Source organism: Streptomyces sp. NPDC014733 (assembly GCF_043083385.1).
Taxonomy (GTDB): Bacteria; Actinomycetota; Actinomycetes; order Streptomycetales; family Streptomycetaceae; genus Streptomyces.
In genome coordinates, this window is record NZ_JBIBYO010000004.1 from 487,567 (window position 1) to 508,261 (window position 20,695).

A 20,695-nucleotide genomic window follows, 5' to 3' on the forward strand; every position below is an offset into this window, starting at 1 on the left:
CGCCGGGCGGCGGACGGTAGGCAGGGGGAGAACCGCCCCGTGTCTTCCCGAAAGGCCGACCATGCGCGCGCAGGACCCCGCCAAGAGCCCCGACCGGGACGCCGCCCGCGCCCGTCCGCGTCCCGCCACGCCCCGGACGCCCGCGACCGACCGGGCGGGGACGCTGCGCGCACTCCAGCGCAGCATCGGCAACGCCGCGGTCGCCCGGCTGCTGGAGACCGGCCGGCCCGCCCACGGCCCCGGCACCGGCACCGGCCACCAGGACCCGCCGCCGGTGCAGCGCCGTCTGTCGTACCCGTCCGGAGGCTGGGCGGAGCGGTACATCCGGGACGGCGCGTTCATGGACCTGGTACGGGAAGCGGACCCCGGCGGGCGGGGCAGGGACGTCGTGGCGCCCTTCGCCGACCTCGTCCAGCAGGTGCAGCAGGCCGGGCGCCAGGTGAACTTCGTGGAGCGGGCGCCGCGGATCGGCCGTGCGATGTTCGACGTGGACGCGGGGACCAAGGAGGGCGTCCTCTACCTCGACGTCCCGCCCCCGACGGCGGGCGCGGCGGAGCTGCGGGCGTTCGCCACGACCCTGGCCCACGAGTTGCAGCACGCCTTGGACTACGTCAACAAGCGCTTCCCCACCGACCGGAGCGTGGCGTACAGCGACGACAGCACCGTCCAGCAGGGGAGCGTCAAGATCACCGCCGAGTTGCGGGCCTTCGGCGTCGAGGCGGCCGCCGCCGCGAAGCTGGCGCTCGGTGACCACTACGAGGTGTCGGAGAAGCCGTTCAGCAGTCTGGTGTCCGGGCTCGGCGCCTCGTCGATCTCGCCGGAACAGCAGATGCTGGTGCAGGAGTTCCAGCAGATCGCGAGCCATGAGCGGGCGGGCGATCCGCTGGAGCCCCTGCGCAGGACTGCCGACAGCAAGATCCTGGACCGGCTCTCCGCCTACCTCCAGCAGTACGCGCTGATGTCCGAGTCCGGTCAGAAGCCGGCCCTCGCCTGGCTGGAGCGGAATCCGAAGGCGGTCGAGCACGGCCTCGTCGCGGGCGCCCGGCTGTTCGTCAACCGCCGTACGCAACTGAGGAAGTGAGCGCCCCGGCCGCGCGGCCGGGGCCCCGGCGTGCCGTCGTCACTTCGCGCCGCGCGACTCCACCGTCTTGAGGACGGACGGCAGCGGATACCAGTCGGCGGTGGTGAAACTGGCGTGGGCGCCGGCCAGTTGCCGGACCCGGGCCAGGGCGTCGCTCTCGGACGGGCGGGTTCCGTCGATCGCCGGGGCCACCTTGTGGGCGTCCGTCATGATCAGCAGGTAGTGGCGGGTGTCGTACCAGGCGGTGTCGATGCCGTCGGCGAGGTACGCCGAGGCGTCGCCGTCGAACATCACGAACCACGGGCGCAGCGCCGCGTCCTCGTACCGGCTCCGGGGGTCACCGGCGGCGGCGCCGTGCACGGCGGGGAAGGCCGTGGACTGCTTCAGCTCGCCCTGAGCGGCGAGGTCCTTGAGGTGGCGGGCGTACTCGACGTCCGTCCAGAGCTTGTCGAGGGGGTTCTTCTCCTCGACGGTGCCGGGAATCAGCTCGAAGAGGAACTTCCCCTGGAGCGCGTCCCGTCGGGGCCAGCCGCCGGCGCGGACCGCCTCGTCCGGGGTGGCGTGCTCGCCGGTGAGGTCGCCGGGGCCGTAGACCGCGTCGCCCAGCTTGTCGCGGACGAGGGCGTCGAAGGCGGCGGGGCCGCGGCCGCCCTTGTCGTTGAAGCCGTCCTTCATCTCCACCTTGATGAGCACGGGCCGGTGGCCGGGGTGTGCGTCGTGCCAGGCGCGCATATCGGCGAGGCAGCCGCCGAAGTCCTGGTCGCGGCCCTTGGTGCGCAGGTCGGCCGGGGTGGTGGCGCCCTCGCAGTTGCTGTTGTTGCCGAGCGGGTTGCTGTGCGAGACGCGCCAGGAGCGGCCGAAGCCGTTGGTCCAGACGTCCAGCTCGACGAGGGAGGCACCGGAGTCCAACGCGTCCGCGAGATAGGGGAACTTGTCCTTCTCGTAGGCGTTGTGGACACCGACGGAGGTGCTGGTCGCGTAGGTCACCGGAGCCGTCTCCGCGCCCGCGGTGGCCGCCACCGTGATCATCCCGGCCGCTGCCACGGCCACCGCCCCCGCGCCCCACACCTTTTTCATCGTCCCGCTCTTCCTCTCGATCCGCGGCCGCGCACCGCGCCGCCGTCCGCCGGTCGCTCACCCGGTCGAATGGGCAGCACAGTACGGGAGTTGACGTCGGGCGGGGACCGGAAACGGCAGGTCGGGCACTTTCGGGCGGGGGTCGTGGCAGGCTGCACGGGCCGTGGCCGCAGGGGCCCGGCGGATCAGAGGAGCAACCATGTCCGAACGGACCCCGCGGAGCGGATTTCCGGTCGCCGCGGTCGTGCTGACCGGGATCGTCGCGCTGTACATGGCGCTCGTCGCCTTCGGCAACATCACGGATTTCGGCACCAACCAGGAGTTCGTCCGTCATGTGCTGGCGATGGACACGACATTCCGGGACCAGGACCTGATGTGGCGGGCGGTGACCTCCCGCGGAGTGCAGGACGGCGCATACATAGCGATCATCGTCTGGGAGACGCTGGCCGCGGCGCTGCTGACGGTCGGCGCGGTGTGGTGGGCGCTGCGGCTGCGACGGGGGTCCCCGGGACGGGCGCGGACGGTCGCGGTGGCCGGGCTGGTGATGGTGCTGCTGCTGTTCGGCGCCGGGTTCCTGGCGGTCGGCGGCGAGTGGTTCGCGATGTGGCAGTCGAAGCAGTGGAACGGGCTGGACGCGGCGACCCGCAACTTCACGGTGGCGGGCCTGGCGCTGCTGGTGGTGCAGGGGGCGGGAGACGGCGGCCGCTCCCGGGACGCGTAGTCCCTTCCGTCGACCCGGCACGGAACGCGGCCCCGGCCCACCGCTCACCGCTCACCAGCTGATCCGATACCCCGTCAGCCACTCCGAGCCGCCGTCCCCCTCGGACTCCCGTCGGCGGTTGCCCTCCGCCGTGCCGACCCGTCCGGCCAGACCGGCGCTGGCGGCGACCACCTTCTCGACCCGCTCGCGCCGCGCCGCCTCGAACGCGGCGAACGCCGTATGCGCGGTCGGCGCGTCGGCGTGATCGCGCAGCGCGCGGGCGAGGACCACGCCGTCCTCGATGGCCATGGAGGCGCCCTGCGCGGCGTTGGGTGCGGCCGCGTGCGCCGCGTCGCCCAGGATGACGAGCGGGCCGCGGTGCCAGCGCGGGGTGCGGGCGAGGTCGTAGGAGCCGGAGGCGACGGCGGTGTCACCGGCGGCCCCGACCAGGGCGGCGGCGGGCGTGGCGTCGTCCGCGAAGAGCGCGGTGAGGCGGGTACGCCACTCGGCGGCGGTCGGGCCGCCGCCCCGGGGCAGTTCCCCGCCGGGCACATTGGCGAACCACCACACCTCACCGTCGGGCGCCCGGGTGCAGCCGAGGAAGCCCCGCGATCCGGCGATCATGGTGTAGGTCTCGGGCGCCAACGCGAGGCCGTCGGCGCGGGAGCGGCCGCAGACCGTGTGCTGCCCGGTGTAGCGCGGACGCGGGGCGCCCGGGTCGATGAGGGTGCGGGTCACCGAGTGCAGCCCGTCCGCGCCGATGAGGACGTCGCCCTCGGCGGTGGTGCCGTCGGCGAAGGCGGCCACCACCCGCTCGCCGCCCCCACCGGGTACGGTCTCGGCGCCGGTCAGCCGTTTGCCGTGGTGGACGGGGATGCCGCGGCGGACCGCCTCGTCGTGCAGTACGCGATGGAGCGTGGCCCGGCGCAGGGTGCGCGGTCCGAGGCCGGGGCCGTCACCGCCGGAGATGGGGCGTTCCCCGCGCAGCGCACCGTCCGCGCCGATCAGGGCGACCCGCCGGGCCGCGAAGGAGTGCTCGACGACGGGCCCGTGCGCGTCGATCACCCGGAGCGCCTCCAGACCGTTGGTGAAGACGACGAGGAACGCGCCGACGTCATCGGCGCCGACCGGATACGCCTCGAAGATCTCCGCCGCGATTCCCGCCTTGTGCAGCGCCAGTGCGGTCACCGTGCCCGCGATGCCACCACCAGCGATCAGAACCTTCCTCGCCATACACTCCCCTGTTCCGGCACCGGCCGCACCGGACCGGCAAAGGCGGCGTGGCCCGGCGCCGCGCCGTGTGCCGCCGGGCCCGGGCCCGGCGGCCCCGTCAACGTAACCGCCGCGCCCCCGCGCCCGCCGGAGAACGTCACGACCGGCCACCGGCGCCCACCGCGGACCGGATGCGCGAACCGGGGGGGGGCAACCCCTGATCTCCTGTCGTCGGCGCTTCCCCGACGCAGGTCAACACGGTGGACCGCAGGTTTAGGGGTACCCCGCCGGGTGCGGCGACTGCATGATTGTGCAGTGGGTTTCCCGCCGGAGCGAGGCGGGACGAGGAGGGGCGACAGGGCATGGCGGACGGAGCCGAGCCGGGCACGGTGCGCAGCGGAACACCGGACGGAGGCGGTCCGCGGGCCGCCGGGAACGCGCCGGAGGAGGTGCCTCCGCCGCCCGGACCGGCCCCGCAGAACCCGTGGCGCAACCACTTCCTGGCCCTGCTCGACCGGCTCCCCCTCCCGATCGCGGTGTGCCGGGCGGACGGCGGGGTGCTGATCGCCAACCCCGCGATGGCCGCCGAGTGGGGTGTCGCGCCCGGCCGTCTCAGCGGCCGTAACCTGCTGGATCTCTTCCGGCCGCGGGACACGGCCCAGTTGGACCGGCTGACGGAGGCGCTGCGGCTCGGCCGCCGCTCACGCTACCCGGTGGCGGTGGGCTGGCGGGGGACGGACGGGGTGACCCGGCAGGGCGAGCTGTCCCTCGACCCGGTGGGCGATCCGTCGGCGCGGCCCCCGGCGCTGCTGGCGCTGCTGAAGGTCCGGGAGTCGGTGCCGCCGCCCGCACCGCGCGGCCGGGTCAGCCCGGTGGAGGGCCGGATCCTGGCGCTGGCCGCGGGCGGCGCCACCACCGCGGCGATCGGCTCGGCGCTGGGGCTGACCGTGGACGGCGTCAACTACCACCTCTCCCGGCTGGCGCGCCGCTGGCGGGTCCAGGGCCGTACCGCGCTGGTGGCCCGCGCCTACGTGCTGGGGGTGCTGGAGCCGGGCAGCTGGCCGCCCCGGGCCGCCTGACCGCCTCTCGCTCCACCCGGTGCCCGGCCGCCCGTCCGGACAGACGTACGGATAACCTCAAGGGGTGGAGGACAAGCAGCAGCCCGCGTTCGAGCGGGGCACGGACGGCCCGAAGGTCATCGTCGTCGGCGTCGACGGCTCCGGCTCCTCGTGGCGCGCCGCCGCCTACGCCGCCGGGCTGGCCCGCCGCCAGGGCGCGAAGCTGGCGCTGGTCTACATCCAGCCGCTGCTGCCCGCCGGGGCGACGATGGGCGCGCCGGTCGTCGATGCCACCCACGAGGTGGCCGAGGAGCTGATGGCGGAGATCCGCCGGTCGACGGAGCGGTTGCAGGGTCTGTACCAGATGCGCTGGGAGTTCCACACGCTGCGTGGTGACCCGTACGCCGGGATGGTGCAGATGGCCGACGAACTGCGGGCGGATGCCGTGGTCGTGGGCGCCTCGGAGTCCGCCGGGCACCGCATCATGGGGTCGGTGGCGGTCCGGCTGGTGAAGACCGGGCGCTGGCCGGTGACGGTCGTCCCGTAGCGCGCAGGGCACCGGGCGGGTCAACTCCGCTGGTGGGCCGGGGTGTGCTGGGGCACGGTGAGAGATGCACGGGCGGAGCGCCGCCCCGGCCAGGGAGACCACCGTGACGAACCACACCTACCGGGTGACCGAGATCGTCGGCACGTCCCACGAGAGCGTCGACGCCGCGATCCGCAACGCCGTACGGCGCGCCTCGCAGACCCTGCGCAACCTCGACTGGTTCGAGGTGTCCCAGGTGCGCGGCAACCTCGCCGACGGCGAGGTCGAGCACTATCAGGTCTGCCTCAAGGTCGGTTTCCGGCTGGAGAACGCGGACTGACGCCCTCCGCGGTGTGCCCCGGTGAACTCCCCGCCCGGCCGGCGTGAACACCCGGGGAGATGCCTTCCCCGCCGGCCGTCGAGGGTCCATCATGAGCCGCCGTCAGTCCACGACGGAGGTACGGAGGTCACCAATGGGGTTGCGTCCGGGACACGGTGTACTGCGCCGCAAACCGATCGAGCACATCGAGGAGGCCGAGGGCGGCTCGGCCCAGCAGCTGACGCGGGTGCTGGGGCTGTGGCAACTGACCGCGATCGGCGTCGGCGGGATCATCGGCGCCGGCATCTTCACGCTGGCCGGCACCGTCGCCAACGGCAAGGCCGGGCCCGCCGTGCTGATCTCCTTCCTGATCGCGGGCGTCGCGAGCGCCGCCGCGGCGTTCTCGTACGCGGAGTTCGCCGGTCTGATCCCGAAGGCCGGATCGGCGTACACCTACGGCTATGCGGTCCTCGGTGAGCTGGCGGGCTGGTTCATCGGCTGGGATCTGCTGCTGGAGTACACCGCGATCGTGGCGGTGGTCGCGATCGGCATCTCCGGTTACTTCAGCTTCCTGGTGGGCGAGATGGGGGCGAAGCTGCCGGACTGGATGCTGGGCGCGCCCGGCACCGGCCCGGGTCACCGGGTGGACCTCTTCGCGGCGCTCCTCTGCCTGCTCATCGCCTATCTGCTGACGCTGGGCATCAAGAACGCGGCGCGCTTCGAGATGATCGTGGTGGGGCTGAAGGTGCTGGTGGTGGTCGGCGTCATCGCGGTCGGCTTCTTCCACATCAACACCGCCAACTACCACCCCTTCTTCCCGTTCGGGGTGAGCGGCGCGTTCACCGGTGCGGCCACCGTCTTCTTCGCCGTCTTCGGTTACGACGCGATGAGCACGGCGGCCGAGGAGTCGAAGGACGCCCAGCGCCACATGCCGAAGGCGATCATCTACTCGCTGGTCATCTCGATGGCGCTGTACGTCCTGGCCTGCCTGGTGCTCACGGGGATGCAGGACTACAAGGACATCGACCCGGAGAGCGGTTTCTCGTCGGCGTTCAAGTCGGTGGGGCTGAGCAGCCTCGCGGACGTCATCGCGGTCGGCGCGATCATCGGCATCCTCACCGTGATGTTCACCTTCATGCTGGGCGTGACCCGGGTGTGGTTCTCGATGAGCCGGGACGGGCTGCTGCCGAAGTGGTTCGCCAAGACCCACCCGACCCGGCATGTGCCGACCCGGGTGACCTGGATCGTCGGGGCGGCGTCGGCGGCCATCGCCGGATTCCTGCCGATCGGCGAGGCGGCGGAGCTGACCAACATCGGCATCCTGCTGGCGTTCGTGGTCGTCTGCATCGCGGTGATCGTGCTGCGCTACAAACACCCCGAGCTCCCCCGCACGTTCCGCACCCCGGGCATGCCGGTGGTCCCCGCGCTCGGCGTGCTCTTCTCGCTCTGGCTGATCACGTTCCTGGAGTGGCAGACCTGGGTCAGGTTCGTGGTGTGGTTCCTGGTCGGCCTGGGCGTGTACTTCGGCTACTCCTACCGCCGCTCGGAGGTCGCGAAGGCGGAGCGACGGGAGGCGGAGGACGGAACGCGCTGACGGCGTCCGCACGGCCGGTGTGCGGGCGGCGGGCTCCGGGGTGATCCCCGGGACCCGCCGCCTTTCGCGCCTCGTGGCTCGGACGCCTCGCGGCTCGGACGCCTCGCGGCTCAGAAGACGAACGGTCCCGGGTCCTGGGGGCCGGTGGCCTTGCAGGTGGCGGTGATGCCGAAGACGACGACCTTGAGGGAGGTGGCTTCGAGCTTGTCGCCGGAGGCGACGGTGCCGGTGAGCGGGCCGGTGCTGACGGCGCTGCCGGACGGGATCGCCGGGTTGGAGCTGCCGCTGAAGGTGGCGGTGTCCGAGCCGTTCTTGGTGAGGGTGAGGGTGGACTTGACGGAGTTCGCGGCCACGTCGATCGGGGCGGTGACGGCCGAGGTCGAGACGCTGATGGTGGCGGCGGTGCCGTCCTGGGTGGCGGTGAGCGTGGCGGTGCCCTTGCCGTAGGTGCCGCAGTCGAAGCCGAGGGTGGCGGTGTCGGGGTTCACCGCACCGGCGGCCGGCGCCATGGCGAGGGTGCCGACGAGCGCCGCGCCGACGGTGAGGGCGCTGCCGAGGGCCTTGCCGAGCTTGCCGTGTCTCATGGGTTCCGCCTTCGTGGGGGGGGCGATGAGGTGGTCGGGGCGCCGGCCGCCGTGGTGCGGGCGGTGGGCGTCCGCGCGGGGCCGCGGCGCGGTCCCGTGCCGGCACACGGATCTGACGTGTGTTCAGCAACCTGAATGCGGTGCCCATTGAGGCATGACCCCGCGAAGAGAACAAGGCACTGCCGCGGACTTTTTTGACGTGTCATTGTCAAGAAGACCGGGCGGTGACCCCTCGTTCCCGCGGCGGTCCGCCCTCTTGACGGGCACCGGACCGCCCCCAAGAATGAGCCCGCCCTGACAACGTTGTCGGCTCGCTCGCCGCGCCGGACCCGGCACCCGCCGTGCCGGGTGTGCCGGTGCCCCGCCGCGTCCGGTGGGCCGCGCAGCGCTCACTCCCGGAGGTCCACCCATGCCATGGCCCCGTCGCACCCGGCTGCGCACCGCCGGTGCGGTGCTGGCCGCCGCGCTCGTCGGGGGCGCGCTCGCGGCCCCCGCCGCGCAGGCCGCGCCCCCGTCCGGCCGCCTCACCGACCTCGTCAACCCGTTCATCGGCAGCCGCAACGACGGCAACACCTACCCCGGCGCCGCCGTGCCGTTCGGCATGGTGCAGCTCTCCCCCGACACCGGCCACACCACGGGCTACGACTACGACGACGACCACATCCGCGGGTTCAGCGCCGTGCACATCTCCGGCGTGGGCTGCGGTCTCGGCGGCGATCTGCCGGTGCTGCCGACCACCGGCGAGATCACCGAGACCGACTACGCCAAGTACGCCGCGGCCTACAGCCATGACGACGAGTCGGCCCGCCCCGGCTCGTACCGGGTCCGGCTGACGTCGTACGGCGGGATCGGTGCCGAGCTGACCGCCACCGCGCACACCGGGCGGCAGCGGTACGTCTTCCCGGCGACGGACAAGGCCAATGTCCTGCTCAACTCGGGGCAGGCGCTGCACAAGGTGGTCTCCAGCCGGGTGGAGGTGCTGGACTCGCGCACCGTGCGCACCGCCGTCACCGGCCGCGGCTTCTGCCAGGACACCCGGCCGTACACGGTGTACACGCTCACCCGCTTCAACCGGCCGTTCGCCTCCTACGGGACGTGGCAGGGCGACAAGGTGACGCCCGGCGCGGCGGATTCGACGGCGGCGGGGCGGCACGGCGCATACGTCCGTTTCGACACCCGCGAGGGCCGCACCGTCGAGGCGACCACCGCGATCAGCTATGTGGACGCGGCGGGCGCGGCGCGCAATCTGCGGGCGGAGGGCGGCGCCTCCTTCGACGCGGCGCGGGCGGCGGCCGACGCGGCGTGGGAGCGGCGGCTCGGGCAGGTGCGGGTGGCCGGCGGCGATCCGGCGCTGCGGCGGACGTTCTACTCGTCGCTGTACCGCTCGTTCCTCGCGCCCAACACCGGCACCGATGTGGACCGCCGCTACCGGGGCTGGGACCAGCGCGTCCACCGGGCGCGCGGGTTCACGTACTACCAGAACTGGTCGCTGTGGGACACCTACCGCACCCAGGCGCAGCTGCTGGCGCTGCTCGCGCCGCAGGAGTCGCGGGACATGGCGCTGTCGGTGCTGCGGGTCGGCAAGGAGAGCGGCTGGCTGCCCAAGTGGGGCTACGGCACGGTCGAGACGAACATCATGACCGGCGATCCGGTGACGCCGTTCCTGACCAACGCCTACCGGCAGGGGCTGCTGGCAGGGCACGAGGAGGAGGCGTACGCGGCGCTGAAGCGGAACGCCGACGGGGTGCCGCCGGCGGATTCGCCCGCGGTGGGCCGGGAAGGCAACGCGGAGTACCTCAGGAACGGTTTCGTCCCGTTCCTCAAGGGCCGTCCGCACACCAAGCCCGGGGACTCCGACTTCGACCACGGCGGCTCGGCGACGCTCGAATACGCGCTGGCGGACGCGGCGTTGGCGCGGATGGCGCGCGATCTGGGCCACGACGCGGACGCCGACCGGTACGCGGCCCGCGCGCAGAGCTACCGCACGGTTTTCGACCCCTCGACCGGCTTCTTCCGGGCGCGGGACGGGCAGGGCGCGTTCACCGGGCCCGCCGATCCGGCGAAGAGCGAGGGGTTCCACGAGGGGACGGCCTGGCAGTACCAGTGGCTGGTGCCGCAGGACCTGCCCGGGATGATCTCCCTCATCGGCGGCAAGGAGAAGGCCACCGAGCGGCTGGACTCCTTCTTCGCCTACGACAAGCTGCTGAAGGACCCGGAGAAGACGGCGCGCGAGGTGTGGGTCAACGGTCCGTACGACTACTACAACGCGGACAGGTACAACCCGCAGAACGAGCCGGATCTCATCGCGCCGTACACCTATCTGTCGACCGGTCAGCCGTGGAAGACGACGGATGTGGTGCATGCGGCGCTGACGCTGTTCACGGACGGGCCGACCGGGATGACCGGCAACGACGATCTGGGGACGATGTCGGCGTGGATGGTGCTGTCGTCGATCGGGGTGTTCCCCGTACAGCCCGGCACCGACACCTGGGGGCTGAGCGCCCCGGTCTTCGACCGCGTCGACCTGCGGCTCGACCGGCGGTTCTACCCGTCGGGCCGCTTCACCGTGACGGCGCCCGGCACGTCCGCGACGGACCGCTACGTACAGTCGGTGCGGCTCGACGGCGCCGTGCGGCAGCGGACGTATCTGACCACCGGCGAGCTGCGCGGGGCGCGGGAGCTGGCGTTCACCGTGGGGGGCTCACCGTCCGGGTGGGGCACCGGGCCGGCGGATGCGCCGCCGCCGATGGACGCGGCCGGGCGGCCGGGCCGGACCGGCTGAGACCGGGCGGTGTCCGGGGCGGGCGGCGGTGCGCCGCGTCCGCCCCGGACGAGCGCTCAGCCCTGGAGCGAGGCCCAGAACTCGTCGAAGGACAGCCGGCCGTCGCCGTCGGTGTCCTTGGAGTTGATGATCGTCTGAGCGGTGGCGCCGGTGAGGTACCGGTCCCCCATCTCGGCCATGGCGCGCCGGAACTCCTCGGCGGTGACCAGGCCGTCGCCGTCCTCGTCGAACCGCGCGAACTGCTCCCTGGCCTTCTCGATGTCTGCCATGTGGGCCCCCTTCGTGTGCTGGACGATCCGTGTCGCTGATGCGACCCGCGTACCTTAACCCGCAGGTCGGGCACCGGCGCGGGCCAGGTAGGGCGCGGTGCGGCTGCCGGGGGCGGCCGCGACCTGCCGCGGGGTGCCGGCGGCGACGATCCGGCCGCCGTCCGCGCCACCGCCGGGCCCGAGGTCGATGACGTGGTCGGCGCCGGCCACCACCCCCATGTCGTGCTCGACGACCACGACGGTGTGCCCGGCGTCCACCAGCCCGTGCAGCTGACGCAGCAGCACCTCGGTGTCGGCGGGATGCAGGCCGGTGGTGGGCTCGTCGAGCAGGTAGAGGGTGTGGCCGCGGCGGGTGCGCTGGAGTTCGGTGGCGAGTTTGATGCGCTGGGCCTCGCCGCCGGAGAGTTCGGTGGCGGGCTGGCCGAGCCGCAGATAGCCCAGACCCACCTCGCGCAGGGTGCGCAGGCTGCGGGCGGCGGCGGGGACGTCGGCGAGGAACTCCGCGGCGGCGTCGACAGTCATCGCGAGGACGTCGGCGACGGTCCGGTCCCGGTAGGTGATCTCCAGGGTCTCGGGGTTGTAGCGGGCGCCGTGGCAGGCGGTGCAGGGGGCGTAGGTGCCGGGCAGGAAGAGGAGTTCGACGGCGACGAAGCCCTCGCCCTGGCAGGTCTCGCACCGCCCGGCGGCGACGTTGAAGGAGAAGCGTCCGGCGGTGTAGCCGCGGGCGCGGGACGCGTCGGTGGCGGCGAAGACCTTGCGGACCGCGTCGAAGAGGCCGGTGTAGGTGGCGAGGTTGGAGCGCGGGGTGCGGCCGATGGGCTTCTGGTCGACGCGGACCAGCCGGTCGACGGCGGACAGGCCCTCGGCGGAGGCGATCCGGGCACGGTCGTCGGCGGCGTCCTCGGCGGCCCCGTCGTCCTGAGGGCCGGGCGGTTCCTCCGCGGTGCCCAGGTGGTCGCGGACGGCGTCGGCGAGGACCCGGGTGACGAGGGTGGACTTGCCGGAGCCGGAGACGCCGGTGACGGCGGTGAAGACGCCGAGCGGGAAGTCGGCGTCGAGTCCGCGCAGGTTGTGCAGGGTGACACCGCGCAGCGCGAGGGTGCCGGTGGGCGTGCGGGGCGCGCGCTCCGGGGGCGGCGCGGGGTCGAAGAGGAAGCGGCGGGTGGCGGACTCCGCGGCGTCGGCGAGGCCCGCGACGGGCCCGCTGTGCAGGATCCGGCCGCCGTGTTCGCCCGCGCGCGGGCCGACGTCGACCAGCCAGTCGGCGCTGCGCACCACGTCCATGTCGTGCTCGACGACGAAGAGGGAGTTGCCCGCCTCCTTGAGCCGCCCGAGGACCGCGAGGAGGGATTCGGTGTCGGCGGGGTGGAGTCCGGCGGAGGGTTCGTCGAGGACGTAGACGACGCCGAAGAGGCCGGAGCGCAGCTGGGTGGCGAGGCGCAGGCGCTGGAGTTCCCCGGCGGAGAGGGAGGGCGCCGGGCGGTCCATGGCGAGGTAGCCGAGGCCGAGTTCGGTGAGGACCTCGATGCGGGCGACGAGGTCGCGGGCGAGGGTGGCGGCGACGCCGTCGTCGTCACGGCGCGCGGTGGGCGCCAGCAGGGCGGCGAGTGCGGCGAGCGGGCGGGCGGCCAGGTCGGCGATGTCGTGGCCGGCGAAGGTGACGGCGAGCGCCTCGGGGCGCAGCCGCCGTCCGGCGCAGACCGGGCACGGTTCGGTGATCATGAAGCCACGGACGCGGGTGCGGAGCGTCTCGCTCTTCGAATCGGCGAAGGTGTGCAGCACATAGCGGCGGGCGCTCATGTACTGGCCCTTGTACGGGCGCTGGATGCGGCCCGCCTCGCGGACCGGTTCGACGGTGACGACCGGCTGTTCGTCGGTGAAGAGGATCCAGTCGCGCTCGGCGGCCGGCAGCTCGCGCCAGGGCCGGTCGATGTCGTGGCCGAGGGTGGCGAGGATGTCGCGGAGGTTCTTGCCCTGCCAGGCGCCGGGCCAGGCGGCGACGGCGCCCTCGCGGATGGTCAGCGAGGGGTCGGGGACGAGGGAGTCCTCGGTGACGCGGTGGACGCGGCCCAGTCCGTGGCACTCGGGGCAGGCTCCGGCGGCGGTGTTGGGCGAGAAGGCGTCGGAGTCGAGGCGGGTGGCGCCCTCGGGGTAATCACCGGCACGGGAGAAGAGCATCCGCAGGGAGTTGGAGAGGGTGGTGACGGTGCCGACGGAGGAGCGGGCGGAGGGCGCGGAGCGGCGCTGCTCCAGGGCGACGGCCGGGGGCAGTCCGCTGACCTCCTCGACCTTGGGCGCGCCGACCTGGTGGATCAGGCGGCGGGCGTAGGGGGCGACGGACTCGAAGTAGCGGCGTTGCGCCTCGGCGTAGAGGGTGCCGAAGGCCAGTGAGGACTTGCCCGATCCGGACACCCCGGTGAACGCGACCAGCGCGTCCCTCGGGATGTCCACATCGACGGTGCGGAGGTTGTGCTCACGGGCGCCGCGCACCCGTACGTACGAGTCGGTCATCCCTCCATGATCGGGCACCGTCAGGCCGGGGTGAGCACCGCCCGGGCGCGGGCGCGTGCCTCCTCCCAGGGCTGCGGGGTGGCGACGACCGCGCGCAGCGCCCGGACCTGGCGCGGCGGCAGTCCGGCGGCGAGGACGCCGGTGGCGGAGCCGTCGCGCCCGTAGAGGGCGACGGCGCTGCGCGCGGCGCGGTCCAGGACGGTGGTCTCCGTCCGGTCGGCGCCCGCGGTGAGCCCGTACGCCTGGAGCTTGATGCCGTACTGGTCGGACCAGAAGTACGGCACCGGGGCGAAGGGGCGGCGCTCGGGCGCGTCCGTGCCGGGCGTGGTCGCCGGGGCGAGTTCGGCGAGGAGGTTGCGGGCGGCGGCCATGCCCTGTTCCGTGGCGTTCATCCGGTGTTCGAAGCGGAGCGGGACGCCGTGCAGCGGGTGGTCCCAGCGGGCCACGTCCCCGGCGGCGTAGATGCCGGGCGCCGCCGCGCAGTACGCGTCGCAGCGCAGCCCGTCGGTGGTGTCGAGGGCGGGCTCGCCGCGCAGCCAGCCGACGGCCGGTTCGGAGCCGATGGCCAGCAGCACGGTGTCGGCGGGCACCTCGGTGCCGTCGGCGAGGCGGACGCCGCCGACCGTGCCGGGCGCCGGACCGGTGAGGAACTCCGCGACGTCTCCGGTGAGCAGGTGGACGCCGCGGGTGCGGTGCTCCTCGGCGAGCAACATGCCGACCTCGGGCCCCACCGCGCGGGCCATCGGGAGGGTGTCGCGGCCGAGGAGCGTCACCTCGTGTCCCAGCTCCCGCGCCACGGCGGCGGCTTCGCAGCCGAGGACACCGTTGCCGACGACGACGAGCCGGTGCCCGGCACCGGCCAGCCGGGCGCGGAGCGCGACGGCGTCGTCGAGGGTGCGCAGGGTGTGGACGCCGTCGAGGCCGTCCGCGCCGGGCAGGGTGCGGGCGGTGACGCCGGTCGCGACGATGACGCCGGCGCAGACGAGGCGTTCGCCGCCGTCGAGGGTCAGGGTGCGGGTGGCGGCGTCCAGGCCGGTGGCGCGGGTGCCGAGCCGCAGGTCGAGGTCGAGCGGGGCGAGCTGGCCGGCGGTGCGCAGCAGCAGCCGTTCGCTCGCCCAGGTGCCGTGCAGCAGTTGCTTGGACAGCGGCGGCCGGTCGTACGGCAGATGGGGTTCGTCGCCGATCAGGGTGAGCGGCCCGGTCCAGCCGGAGCGGCGCAGTGTCTCGGCGGCGGCCAGTCCGGCGGCGGAGGCGCCGACGACGGCGAGGGGGCGGGCCGTCATGCGTGCAGCTCGATGACGCCTGCGGGGCAGAGGGCGGCGGCTTCGCGGACCGCCTCGTGCCGCTCGGCGGGCGGCGCCTCGTCGAGCAGGACGACGACGCCGTCCTCGTCCCGCTGGTCGAAGACGTCGGGGGCGGTGAGCACGCACTGACCTGCGCCGCAGCACGCATCGGCAGCAACGGTGATCTTCATGGCCGGTAACTCCTGGGGGGTGTGGGCGGGTTGGGGTCGATCATCCGGCGGAAAGGACGGTACCTCCGTCGGCGGACGACGGGCAGGGCGCGATCACCGTGGTCCGGCATTCCGGTACGGACCGGGCGCCCGCCCGGGGCCGGGGCCCGGCCCGGTGCGGGGCGGCGGCGCCGCGCACCGGTCGCGTACCGGAATGTCCGCCGGGCGCCCGTCGCACCGTGCCGGACCGCCGGGCGCCCGACCTGCCTCACCGCCGCCGGCATCCGCACCTTCGACGCCCGCCCGCACCCCGCGCTCAGCGTCCCGCCGTGAGCCCCGATGCGGCGGCACCCCTACTGAGCACGGTCTTTCCGATCGCTGCGCGCTCCTTGGCCCACAGCTTGGTGTAGCCGAGGTTGATGCTGCGCAGCGGCCGGCCGTGGGTGACGAGCTGCGGGACGTACTCCGCGTCGGTCACCTTCCAGCGCTCGCCGGGCCGCTCCGGCGGGGCGAAGCGGAAGCGCGCGACGGTGCCCCAGTTGCCCGCCCACTTCTTCATGGGACCGGCGAGCTGGTCGCCGAGCCCGTAGACCACCCAGACGCCGTTGACCTTCTCGTACGCCTGCGGGGTGAGCGAGCCGGTGCCGAGGATCAGGTCGAGGTCGGGGCGGCCGTCGGTCTCCGATGCGGTGAGGGTGCGGGCCAGGGCGAGTTGGGCGGGGTCGGGGTCGGGGCGGTACTCGGTGCCCCATTCCACGCTGACCACGACGAGGTCGGCGCCGGCGCGGCGGGCGGCGCGGGCGTCGGCGATGATCCGCTGTTCGTCGACGAGGTTCACCGTCCAGGGCTTGCCGCCGCGGGCGGTGGCCCGGCGGTCGCCGAGTACGTAGGAGAGGTGCGCGACCTCGGCGCCGCCGCGCGCCCGCAGCAGCGCGGGCCGGGAGCCCTCGGCGGCGTCCCGCGCCGAACCGGTGTGCCGCATCCCGACGGTGTCCAGCGCCTCCAGGGTGGTGCGGACGCCGGCGTCGCCGCGGTCGAGGGTGTGGCCGGAGGCCGTGGCGCAGGAGTCGAACCCGGCGTCCTTGAGGGCGGTGGCGACCTGGGGCGGGGCCTGGAAGGCGCCGGAGCTGGTGAAGGGGCCGGTCAACGGGCCGAGCGGGGTGCCCAGATGGCACAGCGCGAGGTCCGCCTCGGCGATGACGGGTTTGATGCCCTTGAGCATCGGCCGGTAGTCGTAGCCGGTCGACGCGGCACCGGGCCGCGCGAAGTCCGGCGCGTCGTCCTTCGCGGTGTCCAGCACCGCCGGGTACGAGGCGAGGACGTCCCCGGACGCGACGAGGGTGAACGGTGCCTTGGCGGCCGAGGGTGGCGGCGCACCGGCGTGGCCGCCCGCCGCGGCCGGTGCGGACGGGGCCGGGCGGGGCGGGTGGGCGGCCGGGGAGGCACCGCAGCCGACGGCGAGGGCGGCGAGCAGCGCGGTCACGGCGGAGCGGGTGTACAGGTTCATTCCTGACGCATATCAAGACGATTCTTCAGATAAGCAGCGGAAAAGGTGGGTTGCGGGGATATCGCCCGGACGGCGGCCGGATGGCCCGACGACCCGGCGGGCGCACCCGGTGGCGTGCGGACAGGGCGGGCGGCCCCTCCGGCGCGGAACGCCCTGCCGTCGCGCCCCGCCCGCCTCTACGCTGCGCGCATGGACACCGGCAGCCGCCACCCCGCGGACCGTTTCCCGCCCGGTCCGACCACGCTCCGTACGGCACGCCGCACGGCCGGCGGGCGGGCCTGGCTGGCGCGGCTGCCAGGGCTGGTGCGGACGGCGGAGGAGCGGTGGGGGCTGCGGCTGGGCGCCCCGTACGACGGCGGCAGCTGCTCCTGGGTCGCGCCCGCCGAACTGCCCGACGGTACGCCCGCCGTCCTGAAGGTCGGGCTGCCGCACCGCGAGGCCGACGGCGAGGCTCCGGCGCTGCGCGCCTGGGCGGGCGAGGGCGCCGTACGGCTCCTCGACCACGATCCGGCGCTCGGTGCGCTGCTCATCGAACGGTGCGCACCGGGCACCCCGCTCACCGCCGCGCCGCTGCCGCCGGAGGAGCGGCTCACCCTCGCCGCCGGGGTGCTGCGCGCCCTGTGGGAGGCGCCGCGTCCGGCGGACGGCGGGCCGGAGCCGATGGTGGCGGTGTGCGACGAGTGGGCGGCGCTGGTCGAGGAGCGGGCCGCGCGGCTGCGCACCGGGTACGACGCCGGGCTGGTGGCGTCGGGAGCCCGGCTGCTGCGGACGCTGCCGCGCGGCGCCCGGCGGACGGTCGTGGTCCACGGCGACGCCAACCCGGGCAACCTCCTCGCCGCCCGGCGCCGCCCCTGGCTCGCCATCGACCCCAAGCCGATGACCGGCGACCCGGCGTACGACCCGTGGCCGCTGCTGACGCAGATCGACGACCCGTTCGCACACCCCGACCCGGGCCCGGTGCTGCACGCCCGCGCCCGGCTGCTCGGCGCCGCCCTGGACGAGGACCCGGCGCGGCTGCTGGCCTGGGCGGCGGCGCGCGGGGTGGAGAGCGCGCTGCACGAGGCGGCGCACGGCGACGTGGCGGGCGGCGCGGACGAGTTGCGGCGGGCGCGGGTGGCGGCGGACCTGGCGGGGTGCTGAGCGCCCGTCGGGGCCGGGGCTCGGGTGACGCCCCCGCGGGAGCCTGACGGGTACGCCCTTCACCGGCGCCCGCCCCGGACGCCCGGACATCGGAGGCGTGCGCCCCGGGACGCGTACGGCAGCACGCCCCCACTCCGCGCGGCACACCGGGAATCCAGCTCGCACCGCGCGCCGCCTCTCTTTTCCCGCAAGCCGGTCGCCCGTCCGGAAGGTGTTCCCCCCTTCGGCGTACGCCCCGTGCGGGGGCTTCCGGAACGTCGGGCGGGGAACCCACCATGCGGAGGGGCCGGCGCGGCGGGCGGCCGTTCCGTGCGCCCGTTCCCCGCCGCGCGCGCCGACTGGAGGCCGCATGGCCGTCGAACCGTCCCCGTCCCACCGCTCCCCCGCCTCCCCGCCGGGACGGCGCGCCCTCGGGGCGCCCACCCTGACCGCGGCGGGCAGAGGCGAGGACGGGGCGGCCGGGCGCGAGGCGGAGCCCGGCGACTCCTGGGCGCGGCTGCTCGCCGACGCCGACCCCGTCTGGCGGCGGTTGCCCACGGCGTGGCAGGAGGCGCCGTTCCTCGGGAACGCGCTGCTGGGCGGCCGGGCGTGCACCGAACCAGGCGCGGACGCGGTGCGGTTCACCGTGCAGCAGGGCGAAGTCCGCGAGCACCGGCCGGAGTACGGTGCGCCGCTCGGTCCGGTACGGCCCCCGGTGGGGCACTTCACGCTGGCGCCGTGCGGCACGGTCACCAGGGCGGACTGGCGGCTGCGGCTGCGCGACGCGGAGCTGTCCGGCACCCTCACCACCGACCGCGGCACCCTCACGGTGCGCGCGCTGGTGCACACCTCGCGCCCCCTGCTGGCCGTCGAGGTGATCCCGAGCACCGGGGAGCGGGCGTTCCGCTGGCGGTTCCGTCCGGCCGGGGCGGGCGGGCCCGCGCCCGAGGGGGACACCGGTCCGCCGCCCGCCCGGATCGAGGAGCACGCCGAGGCGCACGCCGCCGTGCAGCCACTGCCGGACGGCGGGGCGCGGGTCACGGCGTGGCGGGAGCGGGCCGACGGGTACGGGGCGCGGACCCTGTACGCGGCGGTCGTCCCGGCGCACCCGGACCGTGCGGCCCGGCGCCGGGCGCTGCGGGTGGTGCGGGACGCCGGCGCGGAGCCGTACGACGCGCTGGCGGCGGACCACCGGTCGTGGTGGCACACCTATTTCCGCCGCGGTCTGCGCGCCGTGGCGGACTCCCGGTTGCAGCGGAACGACGGGATCCAGCTCTACCGGGCGGCGTTCCTCCCGCCGCCGCGCGAGGGGCTGCCGTAGCTCCCGGCCGGGCGGCCGGCCTGCGGAGCGGGGCGGTGCGGCCGGCGCCCGGGGCGACCGCGGTGTCCGGCGGTGGGTCTGCCGCCGGACGCCGCCGGACGAGCCGAGGCCACGCCCACCGCATCACACCCACTTTGTGAAATTCACGTCTTGATCTGAGAACTTCACATGTGATTCTGTTTGAAGCATCATGAACGACGTGATCCTTGAGAACTCGACGTCTTCCGTGCGCCCGCGCCCGGTGGTCGGCGTCTCGCTGAAGCTCTACTTCGGCCTGGCGCGGACCCGGGCCTGGCTCGCGGAGGTGGCCGCGCTCCGCGACGCCCTCACCGCGCTCCCCCGCCCCGTCGACCTCTTCGTCCTCCCCGCCTTCCCCGCACTCGCCGACGCCCGCGACCTGCTGGCCGGAACCGGCATCCGCTACGGCGCCCAGGACGTCCACTGGGCCGAGAGCGGCGCCTGGACGGGTGAGGTCTCCGCGGGCATGCTCGCCGAGACCGGCGCCCGCTACGTCGAGATCGGCCACGCCGAGCGCCGGCGCCACTTCGGTGAGACCGACGAGACGGTGGCCGCCAAGACCCGGGCCGTCACCCACGCCGGACTGATCCCCGTCATCTGCGCCGGTGAACGCCGCGCCGACGGCCTGGCGGACGCCGTCGAGGAGACGCTCACCCAGGTCCGCGCCGCACTGTCCGGCGCCGCCCCCGGCAGCGAGATCGTCGTCGCGTACGAACCGGTCTGGGCGATCGGCGCCCGCGAACCGGCCCCCGCGCGCCATGTGCGGGCGGTCGCCGACGCGATCCGCGGCGCGCTGCGCGACCACGACGTCCGCGGGCGGCTGATCTACGGCGGCACCGCGGGCCCCGGTACGTACACCGAACTGGCCGGCGCCGTCGACGGACTGTTCCTGGGGCGTCTCGCCCACGACACCGAGGGCCTGCGCAAGGTCGTCGAGGAGATCGCCGGCGGCTGACCGAGCCGCCTTCCCCATCCACCCGGCCGCCCGGCCCCGCCCGTCAGGAGACCCCTGTGACCACCGCCCAGGACCCCGTCCGCATCGCCATCGGCGCCGACGACGCCGGCATCGTCATGCGGGACGCGATGATCGCCTACCTCACCGAACGGGGCTACCCCGTCACCGATCTGAGCGCCGCGCCCTCCGAGGACTACCCGGACGTCGCCGAGCGCGTCGCACAGAGCGTGGCCCGCGGCGACCACGAGCGTGCCGTGCTGATCTGCGGCACCGGCATCGGGATGGCCATCGCCGCCAACAAGGTCCCCGGTATCCGCGCGGCACAGATCCCCGACAGCTACAGCGCCGAGCGGGCGCGTAAGTCCAACGACGCGCAGATCGCCTGCTTCGGCAACCGCACGATGGGTGTCGAGGCCGCGCTGGTCTGCCTGGAGCACTGGCTGGCCTCGGAGTTCGCGGGCGGCGGCTCGGCGCCCAAGGTCGAGAAGATCCGGCAGGTCGAGTCCCGCAACCTCCTCACCGCCTGACCCACGGGGCCGGAAGCCCTGACGACGGGGCCGCGGAGCCCTCGCCCGCGCCCCCGCCCCGATGCCCTCCCAGGAGCCCCGT

The 20,695-nt window shown here is 74.4% G+C and carries 19 protein-coding genes; 11 read left to right on the forward strand and 8 right to left on the reverse strand.

Annotation, left to right across the window (positions count from 1 at the left end; translation table 11 throughout):
* Positions 1–61: 61 nt before the first annotated feature.
* A complete protein-coding gene (locus ACF1BH_RS13305) occupies positions 62–1,081 on the forward strand; it encodes a hypothetical protein (RefSeq protein ID WP_391642570.1) in 1,020 nt (339 codons plus the stop codon).
* A 39-nt stretch (positions 1,082–1,120) separates the two neighbouring features.
* On the opposite strand, the gene ACF1BH_RS13310 is transcribed toward ACF1BH_RS13305, so the two are convergent.
* Complete coding sequence (locus ACF1BH_RS13310) at positions 1,121–2,158, reverse strand: phosphatidylinositol-specific phospholipase C domain-containing protein (RefSeq protein ID WP_391642571.1); 1,038 nt, start codon at positions 2,156–2,158, stop codon at positions 1,121–1,123.
* Positions 2,159–2,357: 199 nt separating this feature from the next.
* Between ACF1BH_RS13310 and ACF1BH_RS13315 the strand changes: the two genes are divergently transcribed.
* Positions 2,358–2,879 (forward strand): DUF2165 domain-containing protein, encoded by a 522-nt coding sequence (locus ACF1BH_RS13315; RefSeq protein WP_391642572.1) that lies wholly within the window; start codon positions 2,358–2,360, stop codon positions 2,877–2,879.
* 51 nt (positions 2,880–2,930) lie between these two features.
* Here ACF1BH_RS13315 and ACF1BH_RS13320 read toward each other — a convergent pair whose 3' ends face one another.
* The gene (locus ACF1BH_RS13320; RefSeq protein WP_391642573.1) at positions 2,931–4,091 is read right to left on the reverse strand and encodes an FAD-dependent monooxygenase; all 1,161 of its coding nucleotides are present in this window, start codon (positions 4,089–4,091) and stop codon (positions 2,931–2,933) included.
* Between the two features lie 341 nt (positions 4,092–4,432).
* Between ACF1BH_RS13320 and ACF1BH_RS13325 the strand changes: the two genes are divergently transcribed.
* The 4 genes from ACF1BH_RS13325 to ACF1BH_RS13340 all read left to right on the forward strand — a co-directional run bounded on the left by ACF1BH_RS13325 (position 4,433) and on the right by ACF1BH_RS13340 (position 7,567).
* Entirely contained in the window at positions 4,433–5,149 is a 717-nt protein-coding gene (locus ACF1BH_RS13325) for a PAS domain-containing protein (RefSeq protein WP_391642574.1), read from the forward strand.
* A gap of 64 nt (positions 5,150–5,213) precedes the next feature.
* Positions 5,214–5,675 carry a universal stress protein gene (locus tag ACF1BH_RS13330; RefSeq protein WP_391642575.1) on the forward strand — a complete coding sequence of 154 codons (462 nt, stop codon included), beginning with the start codon at positions 5,214–5,216 and terminating at the stop codon, positions 5,673–5,675.
* A 103-nt stretch (positions 5,676–5,778) separates the two neighbouring features.
* Entirely contained in the window at positions 5,779–5,994 is a 216-nt protein-coding gene (locus ACF1BH_RS13335) for a dodecin (protein WP_391642576.1), read from the forward strand.
* 133 nt (positions 5,995–6,127) lie between these two features.
* Positions 6,128–7,567 (forward strand): amino acid permease, encoded by a 1,440-nt coding sequence (locus ACF1BH_RS13340; RefSeq protein ID WP_391642577.1) that lies wholly within the window; start codon positions 6,128–6,130, stop codon positions 7,565–7,567.
* Between the two features lie 110 nt (positions 7,568–7,677).
* Here the strand turns inward: ACF1BH_RS13340 and ACF1BH_RS13345 are convergent, their stop codons facing one another.
* On the reverse strand, positions 7,678–8,151 hold the full coding sequence (locus ACF1BH_RS13345) for a hypothetical protein (RefSeq protein ID WP_391642578.1): 474 nt from the start codon (positions 8,149–8,151) through the stop codon (positions 7,678–7,680).
* 409 nt (positions 8,152–8,560) lie between these two features.
* On the opposite strand from ACF1BH_RS13345, the gene ACF1BH_RS13350 reads away from it, so the two are divergent.
* On the forward strand, positions 8,561–10,933 hold the full coding sequence (locus tag ACF1BH_RS13350; protein WP_391642579.1) for a GH92 family glycosyl hydrolase: 2,373 nt from the start codon (positions 8,561–8,563) through the stop codon (positions 10,931–10,933).
* 56 nt (positions 10,934–10,989) lie between these two features.
* On the opposite strand, the gene ACF1BH_RS13355 is transcribed toward ACF1BH_RS13350, so the two are convergent.
* The 5 genes from ACF1BH_RS13355 to ACF1BH_RS13375 form a co-directional block, all read right to left on the reverse strand.
* The gene (locus tag ACF1BH_RS13355) at positions 10,990–11,202 is read right to left on the reverse strand and encodes an EF-hand domain-containing protein (protein ID WP_391642580.1); all 213 of its coding nucleotides are present in this window, start codon (positions 11,200–11,202) and stop codon (positions 10,990–10,992) included.
* 54 nt (positions 11,203–11,256) lie between these two features.
* Complete coding sequence (locus tag ACF1BH_RS13360) at positions 11,257–13,713, reverse strand: ABC transporter (RefSeq protein WP_391642581.1); 2,457 nt, start codon at positions 13,711–13,713, stop codon at positions 11,257–11,259.
* Positions 13,714–13,733: 20 nt separating this feature from the next.
* Complete coding sequence (locus tag ACF1BH_RS13365; RefSeq protein ID WP_391642582.1) at positions 13,734–14,996, reverse strand: NAD(P)/FAD-dependent oxidoreductase; 1,263 nt, start codon at positions 14,994–14,996, stop codon at positions 13,734–13,736.
* Positions 14,993–15,187 (reverse strand): ferredoxin, encoded by a 195-nt coding sequence (locus tag ACF1BH_RS13370; RefSeq protein ID WP_391642583.1) that lies wholly within the window; start codon positions 15,185–15,187, stop codon positions 14,993–14,995. Before ACF1BH_RS13370 ends, ACF1BH_RS13365 begins: the two co-directional genes overlap by 4 nt.
* A gap of 295 nt (positions 15,188–15,482) precedes the next feature.
* The gene (locus ACF1BH_RS13375; RefSeq protein ID WP_391642584.1) at positions 15,483–16,673 is read right to left on the reverse strand and encodes a CapA family protein; all 1,191 of its coding nucleotides are present in this window, start codon (positions 16,671–16,673) and stop codon (positions 15,483–15,485) included.
* Positions 16,674–16,862: 189 nt separating this feature from the next.
* Here ACF1BH_RS13375 and ACF1BH_RS13380 point away from each other — a divergent pair, with 189 nt between their 5' ends.
* The 4 genes from ACF1BH_RS13380 (at position 16,863) to ACF1BH_RS13395 (ending at position 20,613) form a co-directional block, all read left to right on the forward strand.
* Positions 16,863–17,813 (forward strand): aminoglycoside phosphotransferase family protein, encoded by a 951-nt coding sequence (locus tag ACF1BH_RS13380; RefSeq protein ID WP_391642585.1) that lies wholly within the window; start codon positions 16,863–16,865, stop codon positions 17,811–17,813.
* Positions 17,814–18,162: 349 nt separating this feature from the next.
* Positions 18,163–19,113 carry a hypothetical protein gene (locus tag ACF1BH_RS13385; protein WP_391642586.1) on the forward strand — a complete coding sequence of 317 codons (951 nt, stop codon included), beginning with the start codon at positions 18,163–18,165 and terminating at the stop codon, positions 19,111–19,113.
* A gap of 199 nt (positions 19,114–19,312) precedes the next feature.
* The gene (locus ACF1BH_RS13390; protein WP_391642587.1) at positions 19,313–20,086 is read left to right on the forward strand and encodes a triose-phosphate isomerase family protein; all 774 of its coding nucleotides are present in this window, start codon (positions 19,313–19,315) and stop codon (positions 20,084–20,086) included.
* A 56-nt stretch (positions 20,087–20,142) separates the two neighbouring features.
* On the forward strand, positions 20,143–20,613 hold the full coding sequence (locus ACF1BH_RS13395; protein WP_391642588.1) for an RpiB/LacA/LacB family sugar-phosphate isomerase: 471 nt from the start codon (positions 20,143–20,145) through the stop codon (positions 20,611–20,613).
* Positions 20,614–20,695: the final 82 nt, after the last annotated feature.

Excerpts from the sequence above, each read along its gene's own strand:
- ACF1BH_RS13360 (WP_391642581.1), bottom strand. The coding sequence starts at position 13,713 with ATGACCGACTCGTACGTACGGGTGCGCGGCGCCCGTGAGCACAACCTC.
- ACF1BH_RS13350 (WP_391642579.1), top strand. The coding sequence starts at position 8,561 with ATGCCATGGCCCCGTCGCACCCGGCTGCGCACCGCCGGTGCGGTGCTG.
- ACF1BH_RS13365 (WP_391642582.1), bottom strand. The coding sequence starts at position 14,996 with ATGACGGCCCGCCCCCTCGCCGTCGTCGGCGCCTCCGCCGCCGGACTG.
- ACF1BH_RS13320 (WP_391642573.1), bottom strand. The coding sequence starts at position 4,091 with ATGGCGAGGAAGGTTCTGATCGCTGGTGGTGGCATCGCGGGCACGGTG.
- ACF1BH_RS13325 (WP_391642574.1), top strand. The coding sequence starts at position 4,433 with ATGGCGGACGGAGCCGAGCCGGGCACGGTGCGCAGCGGAACACCGGAC.
- ACF1BH_RS13345 (WP_391642578.1), bottom strand. The coding sequence starts at position 8,151 with ATGAGACACGGCAAGCTCGGCAAGGCCCTCGGCAGCGCCCTCACCGTC.
- ACF1BH_RS13385 (WP_391642586.1), top strand. The coding sequence starts at position 18,163 with ATGGCCGTCGAACCGTCCCCGTCCCACCGCTCCCCCGCCTCCCCGCCG.
- ACF1BH_RS13370 (WP_391642583.1), bottom strand. The coding sequence starts at position 15,187 with ATGAAGATCACCGTTGCTGCCGATGCGTGCTGCGGCGCAGGTCAGTGC.
- ACF1BH_RS13375 (WP_391642584.1), bottom strand. The coding sequence starts at position 16,673 with ATGAACCTGTACACCCGCTCCGCCGTGACCGCGCTGCTCGCCGCCCTC.
- ACF1BH_RS13380 (WP_391642585.1), top strand. The coding sequence starts at position 16,863 with ATGGACACCGGCAGCCGCCACCCCGCGGACCGTTTCCCGCCCGGTCCG.
- ACF1BH_RS13305 (WP_391642570.1), top strand. The coding sequence starts at position 62 with ATGCGCGCGCAGGACCCCGCCAAGAGCCCCGACCGGGACGCCGCCCGC.
- ACF1BH_RS13310 (WP_391642571.1), bottom strand. The coding sequence starts at position 2,158 with ATGAAAAAGGTGTGGGGCGCGGGGGCGGTGGCCGTGGCAGCGGCCGGG.
- ACF1BH_RS13340 (WP_391642577.1), top strand. The coding sequence starts at position 6,128 with ATGGGGTTGCGTCCGGGACACGGTGTACTGCGCCGCAAACCGATCGAG.
- ACF1BH_RS13355 (WP_391642580.1), bottom strand. The coding sequence starts at position 11,202 with ATGGCAGACATCGAGAAGGCCAGGGAGCAGTTCGCGCGGTTCGACGAG.
- ACF1BH_RS13315 (WP_391642572.1), top strand. The coding sequence starts at position 2,358 with ATGTCCGAACGGACCCCGCGGAGCGGATTTCCGGTCGCCGCGGTCGTG.